General features: G+C 67.5%; 6 protein-coding genes and 1 pseudogene. 5 read left to right on the forward strand and 2 right to left on the reverse strand.

The window, feature by feature from the left end; all coding sequences use genetic code 11:
• Together D183_RS23995 and D183_RS0104385 are read left to right on the forward strand one after the other, a co-directional pair.
• A pseudogene (locus D183_RS23995) lies at positions 1-211 on the forward strand (MFS transporter); the annotation flags it as partial.
• Between the two features lie 15 nt (positions 212-226).
• A complete protein-coding gene (locus D183_RS0104385; protein ID WP_017907922.1) occupies positions 227-829 on the forward strand; it encodes a thioredoxin family protein in 603 nt (200 codons plus the stop codon).
• 144 nt (positions 830-973) lie between these two features.
• On the opposite strand, the gene D183_RS0104390 is transcribed toward D183_RS0104385, so the two are convergent.
• Positions 974-1,456 (reverse strand): MarR family winged helix-turn-helix transcriptional regulator, encoded by a 483-nt coding sequence (locus D183_RS0104390; RefSeq protein WP_010341302.1) that lies wholly within the window; start codon positions 1,454-1,456, stop codon positions 974-976.
• Between the two features lie 181 nt (positions 1,457-1,637).
• Between D183_RS0104390 and hppD the strand changes: the two genes are divergently transcribed.
• The 3 genes from hppD (at position 1,638) to hmgA (ending at position 4,513) form a co-directional block, all read left to right on the forward strand.
• Positions 1,638-2,705 carry a 4-hydroxyphenylpyruvate dioxygenase gene (hppD, locus tag D183_RS0104395; protein WP_087963682.1) on the forward strand — a complete coding sequence of 356 codons (1,068 nt, stop codon included), beginning with the start codon at positions 1,638-1,640 and terminating at the stop codon, positions 2,703-2,705.
• A 54-nt stretch (positions 2,706-2,759) separates the two neighbouring features.
• Complete coding sequence (locus D183_RS27325; RefSeq protein WP_157835174.1) at positions 2,760-3,152, forward strand: hypothetical protein; 393 nt, start codon at positions 2,760-2,762, stop codon at positions 3,150-3,152.
• Positions 3,153-3,214: 62 nt separating this feature from the next.
• Positions 3,215-4,513: a homogentisate 1,2-dioxygenase gene (gene hmgA / locus D183_RS0104400; RefSeq protein ID WP_017907924.1), complete on the forward strand. Its 1,299-nt coding sequence runs from the start codon at positions 3,215-3,217 to the stop codon at positions 4,511-4,513.
• Between the two features lie 61 nt (positions 4,514-4,574).
• Here hmgA and D183_RS0104405 read toward each other — a convergent pair whose 3' ends face one another.
• Positions 4,575-5,081, reverse strand: a complete 507-nt coding sequence (locus D183_RS0104405; protein WP_017907925.1) for a hypothetical protein — start codon at positions 5,079-5,081, stop codon at positions 4,575-4,577.
• Positions 5,082-5,388: the final 307 nt, after the last annotated feature.

Genomic DNA, 5,388 nt, shown 5'->3' on the forward strand with positions numbered 1-5,388 from the left:
CGGCTTCGGCATGGGCGGCTGGTTCCTGTCCACCGGCATCGGCAACAACCTGTCGGGCATCTTTGCCGGTATCGTCAGCGGCGAAGAGGGCATGACCGTGGCCTCGGCGCTGAAGGGGTATACGTTCGGCTTCTGGGCGCTGATCGTTTCCGGGGTGATCCTTTTCCTAGTGGCGCCGCTGATCAACAAACTGATGCACGGCGTCAAATGACCTGAGGACCTGGCAATGGCGATGAACAAGACGATCTGCGCTGCCCTGGCGGCGATGCTGGCGCTGAGCGCGTGCGGGCAGACCGCGGCGCCGCCCGACGCGCAGGCGCCGGCCAAGCCGCTGGACACCTCGGTGCAGAAGCCGCCGGTGGCCGACCCTAGCCAGCCGGTGGCCTCGGGCAATACCCCGGCCGCCGCCGACGTGGCCGCGGCCAAGGCCCTGGGCGCGCAGTTCGATCCGCAGCGCAATCCGGCCGACGACCTGGACACCGCCATGGTCGAGGCCAAGCGCGGCGGCAAGCGCGTCCTGCTCGACGTGGGCAACGAGGCGTGCGACTGGTGCCACACCCTGGACACCTTCATCGAGGGCGATGCGGAGCTGCGCAGCTTCCGCGACGCCAACTTCGTCTGGGTCAAAGTCAACGTCAGCGACGCCAACAAGAACGAGGCGTTCATGGCGCAGTACCCGAAGATCGTCGACTTCCCGCACCTGCTGGTGCTCGACGCCGACGGCAAGCTGCTGCACTCGCAGGTGCTCGCCGACCTGCAGAAGGGCAAGGACTACGATCGCAGGAAGTTCTCGGACTTCCTCAAGGAATGGGCGCCGCCCAAGGCCTGAGCGGCCGCGAAGCGCAGTTCTCGTAGGAGCGGGTCTTGTCCCCTTTTGTGGGATCAGCCGCGACCGGGCTTCCCAGGAATGCCCGGTCGCGGATGAAGCCGCTCCTGCGGTGTTCGAGGCCCCGGTGTCACGGGCCCCGGCGCCTCAGCGCCCGGTCATGCTCGGCAGGCCCTCGGCCGCCAGGCGGTCGATCAGCCGGTTCAGCAGGCGCTGCTCGTCCTCGCTGAAGGGCGCCAGCAGGCGCCGTTCGCATTCCAGCACCATCGGCGCCACCACCTGGTACACCTCCACCCCGGCCGCGGTCAGGTGCAGCACCGAGCGGCGGCGGTCGTCGCCGTGGGTCTCGCGCTGGATGAAGCCACGCTCCAGCTGCCGCGCCACCGCCCGGCTCACCGCCACCTTGTCCATCGCGGTGCGCTCGGAGACCTCGCCGGCCGACAGCCCCGGATACAGCGCCAGCACCGCCATCACCCGCCACTCGGTCACCGCCATGCCGTAGCGCTCGCCGTAGACGCGGGCGATGTTGCTGCTGATGCGGTTGGACAGCACGCTGATCCGGTACGGCAGGAACCGTTCCAGATCCAGGGAGGGCGAGTCGGGCGTGGGAGCGGGCGTGGCGATCGTCATGCTGCATTGCACCTTGCTGGTGGTTTCACTTGTAACTATAACGGAGGATACTACGGTCCATTCTCGCGAGTCTGGCGCCCGTCCGCATCCGAAATTTCGGCCCGGCCGCCGCGACTCCCCCTCCAGGAGACGCGTCATGAATGCACAAGCGCAGCATCCGTCGCAGCCGACCAACCTCGGCATGCAGGTCACCACCTTCGAGAACCCGATGGGCATCGACGGTTTCGAGTTCGTGGAATTCGCCGCGCCGGCCGGGCAGGGCGAGCAGTTGCACGCGTACTTCCGCAGCATGGGCTTCACCGCGGTGCTGCGCCATCGCCAGCGCGCGATCACCGTGTACCGCCAGGGCGGGGTCAACTTCCTGGTCAACGAGGAACCGGATTCCTTCGCCGCCGACTTCGCGGCCGCACATGGTCCCTGCGCCTGCGGCTTCGCGATCCGCTTCCGGCACCCGGCCGACGACGTGTTCGCCAAGGTGCTGGAGAACGGCGGCGAAGCGATCGCCGACAAGGCCGACACCCGCGCGGTGCCGGCACCGGTGGTCAAGGGCATCGGCGACTGCATGCTGTACCTGGTCGACCAGTACGGCGAGAAGGGCTCGGTGTACACCGAGTTCGAGCCGGTGCCCGGTGCCGAGCAGCATCCGGCCGGTTTCGGCCTGACCTTCATCGACCACCTGACCCACAACCTGTACTTCGGCAATATGCAGCGCTGGTCGGACTACTACGAGCGCCTGTTCAACTTCCGCGAGATCCGCTACTTCGACATCAAGGGCGCCAAGACCGGGCTGGTGTCCAAGGCGATGACCGCGCCGGACGGCGTGGTGCGCATCCCGCTCAACGAATCGTCCGATCCGAAGAGCCAGATCAACGAGTACCTGGACGCCTACCGCGGCGAAGGCATCCAGCACATCGCCTGCTTCACCGACGACATCTACGAGACCGTCGAGCGCATGCGCGCGGCCGGTGTCGAGTTCCTGGACACGCCGGACACCTACTTCGAGGTGATCGACCAGCGCATCCCCAATCACGGCGAGGACGTGGCGCGGCTGGCGCGCAACAAGATCCTGATCGACGCCGACCTGGAGACCAAGCAGCGCAAGCTGCTGCAGATCTTCACCCAGAACTGCATCGGCCCGATCTTCTTCGAGATCATCCAGCGCAAGGGCAACGAGGGCTTCGGCGAAGGCAACTTCCAGGCGCTGTTCGAGAGCATCGAGCGCGACCAGATGAAGCGCGGGGTGCTCTGAGTGGCGAGGTCGAGTAAATACATTTTGTTGTCTGCGCTGAGCTTGGTGTCTGCTATGTCCTCGCTCCCCACTGCAGCTTCAGTCGGTACGATGTGTATCAGCCATACCTACACTGCATTCGGCGATCCACCTGTGACGGTGCGCGAGTGCTTGGATGATGGACGTCGAATGCTGGTGCTGCGCATGTGGCTCAATGGCGCTCCATTGCCTGCCTTGTATCTGCGTGAAGGCACGATACCTGCCTATGATCAGGCTAAGAATGCAGATGGCAGTAGCCACACCTACGTGGCGTTGGTGGGTGATGAGGCGGGTGGGCGCTTCCCGTTGAAGATCCAGGTAGAGCGCGATGGACGCAGCGCACTTGTTGCCACCCAGGTTCTGCTCGGCACTAAAGCCCATTCCGAAACACAGCTAGGTTCGCTTGAATACCAAGTCGATACCTACTGAGGATTGAGCCGCTAACGCTAATTTTCTCGTTGCTTTCGTCGTCGAATGTTGAGGGGATGTCTATGGTCAACGCAGATTCCTACATGTCCGGCTTCGGCAACGAATTCGCCACCGAGGCGGTGCCCGGCGCGTTGCCGGTCGGGCAGAACTCGCCGCAGCGCGTGGCCCATGGCCTGTACGCCGAGCAGTTGTCGGGTACCGCGTTCACCGCGCCGCGCGGCGTCAACCGGCGCAGTTGGCTATACCGCATCCGCCCGGCGGTGGTGCACGGCGGCTTCGTCGCTTACGACCGTGCCGGCGCGTTCCACAACGACTTCCAGCGCGGTCCGGTGCCGCCGGACCAGTTGCGCTGGAGCCCGTTGCCGCTGCCGGAGACGCCGGTGGACTTCGTCGATGGCCTGTACACGATGGCCGGCAACGGTTCGGCCGAGGCGCAGCATGGCGTGGCGGTGCACCTGTATGCGGCCAACGCGTCGATGCAGGGCCGCTTCTTCTACAACGCCGATGCGGAACTGCTGTTGGTCCCGCAGCTCGGGCAACTGCGCCTGTGCACCGAACTGGGCACGCTGCAAGTGGCCCCGCAGGAGATCGCGGTGATCCCGCGCGGCGTGCGCTTCCGCGTGGAACTGCCCGACGGCCCCGCGCGCGGCTACGTGTGCGAGAACTTCGGCGGCCTGTTGCGGCTGCCGGACCTGGGGCCGATCGGCGCCAACGGCCTGGCCAATCCGCGCGACTTCCTGACTCCGGTCGCCGCCTACGAGGAAGACGAGGGCGACTTCGCACTGATCGCCAAGTTCCAGGGCCATCTGTGGCGCGCGCCGATCGGGCATTCGCCGCTGGACGTGGTCGCCTGGCACGGCAACTACGCGCCGTACAAGTACGACCTGCGCCGCTTCAACACCATCGGCTCGATCAGTTTCGACCATCCCGATCCCAGCATCTTCACCGTGCTGACCGCGCCCAGCGACACGCCCGGCACCGCCAACATGGATTTCGCGATCTTCCCGCCGCGCTGGTTGGTGGCGCAGCACACCTTCCGGCCGCCGTGGTTCCACCGCAACGTGGCCAGCGAGTTCATGGGCCTGGTGCACGGCGTCTACGATGCCAAGGCCGACGGCTTCGCTCCGGGCGGCGCGTCGCTGCACAACTGCATGAGCGGGCACGGCCCGGACGCGGCCACCTTCGACAAGGCCTCGCAGGCCGACCTGTCGCGCCCGGACGTCATCGCCGACACCATGGCCTTCATGTTCGAGACCCGTGCGGTGCTGCGCCCGACCGCGCAGGCGCTGGACGCCGCGCATCGCCAGCGCGACTACCAGCAGTGCTGGCAGGGCCTGCGCCGGCACTTCCGCGCGCCCTGAGCGGGCGCCGGCGTCAGGCTGCTGCCGGGGCTGCCGCTGCCACGCACGGCGGCGCTGCCCGTCAAGCGGCCTCCGCCGCGGCCGTCAGCGCGCCGTGCAGCGATGCCGGCAGGATCTCCAACACGCGCTCGCGGATGCGCTGCGCGTAGCGCTCGGAGGTCATCTCCGGCATGGCGCGCAGCGCCAGCGCGATCGCGCGCAGGGTGTCCTGCTCCTCGCGCGCTGTACGCAACTGTTGCTGCAGCGCAGGCGAGGCCGGATGCCGCTGCAGTTGCAGCAGGTCCAGCAGATACATGCGCGCATTGAGCAGGGCGCGACGCGGGTCGGCCGGTGGTGGTGGCGCGCTCGCGGTCACCGTTGCGGCGGCGACGCTGCGCCCATCGTCCAGGTAGCCCTGCTCCAGCAACCCCTGCACGATCGCATCGGCGCCGCGGCCGCCCAGCGTGGCCAGTTCCTCGACGCTGCGCTGGCCGTCGGCCAGGATCAGCACGCGTCGCTGGCGCATGTCCAGCGGCGCATCGTGCGATTGCAGTGCCGCAAGGGCGAGGGCGGTCTTGCGCGGGTGCATGGCGGCGGGGTCGGTAGGCGCGCAGCGTGGCGCAGCGCGGTGAAATGCCGATGACAGGGGCGATGCGTCGGCGTGTCAGTGCCGGCAAGCGGCACGCCGTCGACGTGGTCGAACGCCTGGTCCGGGACGCGGTGCTCGGCCGCGCATGCCTGGCAGTGGGTCGCCGCTGCCGTGCAGGGCGAGGGCATGCACGCTAGCCTATGCGCTGGTCCAGTGAGGAAGTGCGATGAAGCCGATTCAACCAGGCGTGGCGGTGTTGCTGCTCGCGCTCGCCGCCTGCGACCGGCAGCCGCCCGCGCCGCCGGCC

Origin of the sequence: Xanthomonas sp. SHU 199 (assembly GCF_000364665.1) — a bacterium.
Lineage (GTDB): Bacteria > Pseudomonadota > Gammaproteobacteria > Xanthomonadales > Xanthomonadaceae > Xanthomonas_A > Xanthomonas_A sontii.

What these genes read in the sequence shown, in the direction of transcription:
- D183_RS0104385 (WP_017907922.1), top strand. Translation starts at nt 227, where the DNA reads ATGGCGATGAACAAGACGATCTGCGCTGCCCTGGCGGCGATGCTGGCG.
- D183_RS0104390 (WP_010341302.1), bottom strand. Translation starts at nt 1,456, where the DNA reads ATGACGATCGCCACGCCCGCTCCCACGCCCGACTCGCCCTCCCTGGAT.
- hppD (WP_087963682.1), top strand. Translation starts at nt 1,638, where the DNA reads ATGCAGGTCACCACCTTCGAGAACCCGATGGGCATCGACGGTTTCGAG.
- D183_RS27325 (WP_157835174.1), top strand. Translation starts at nt 2,760, where the DNA reads ATGTCCTCGCTCCCCACTGCAGCTTCAGTCGGTACGATGTGTATCAGC.
- hmgA (WP_017907924.1), top strand. Translation starts at nt 3,215, where the DNA reads ATGGTCAACGCAGATTCCTACATGTCCGGCTTCGGCAACGAATTCGCC.
- D183_RS0104405 (WP_017907925.1), bottom strand. Translation starts at nt 5,081, where the DNA reads ATGCACCCGCGCAAGACCGCCCTCGCCCTTGCGGCACTGCAATCGCAC.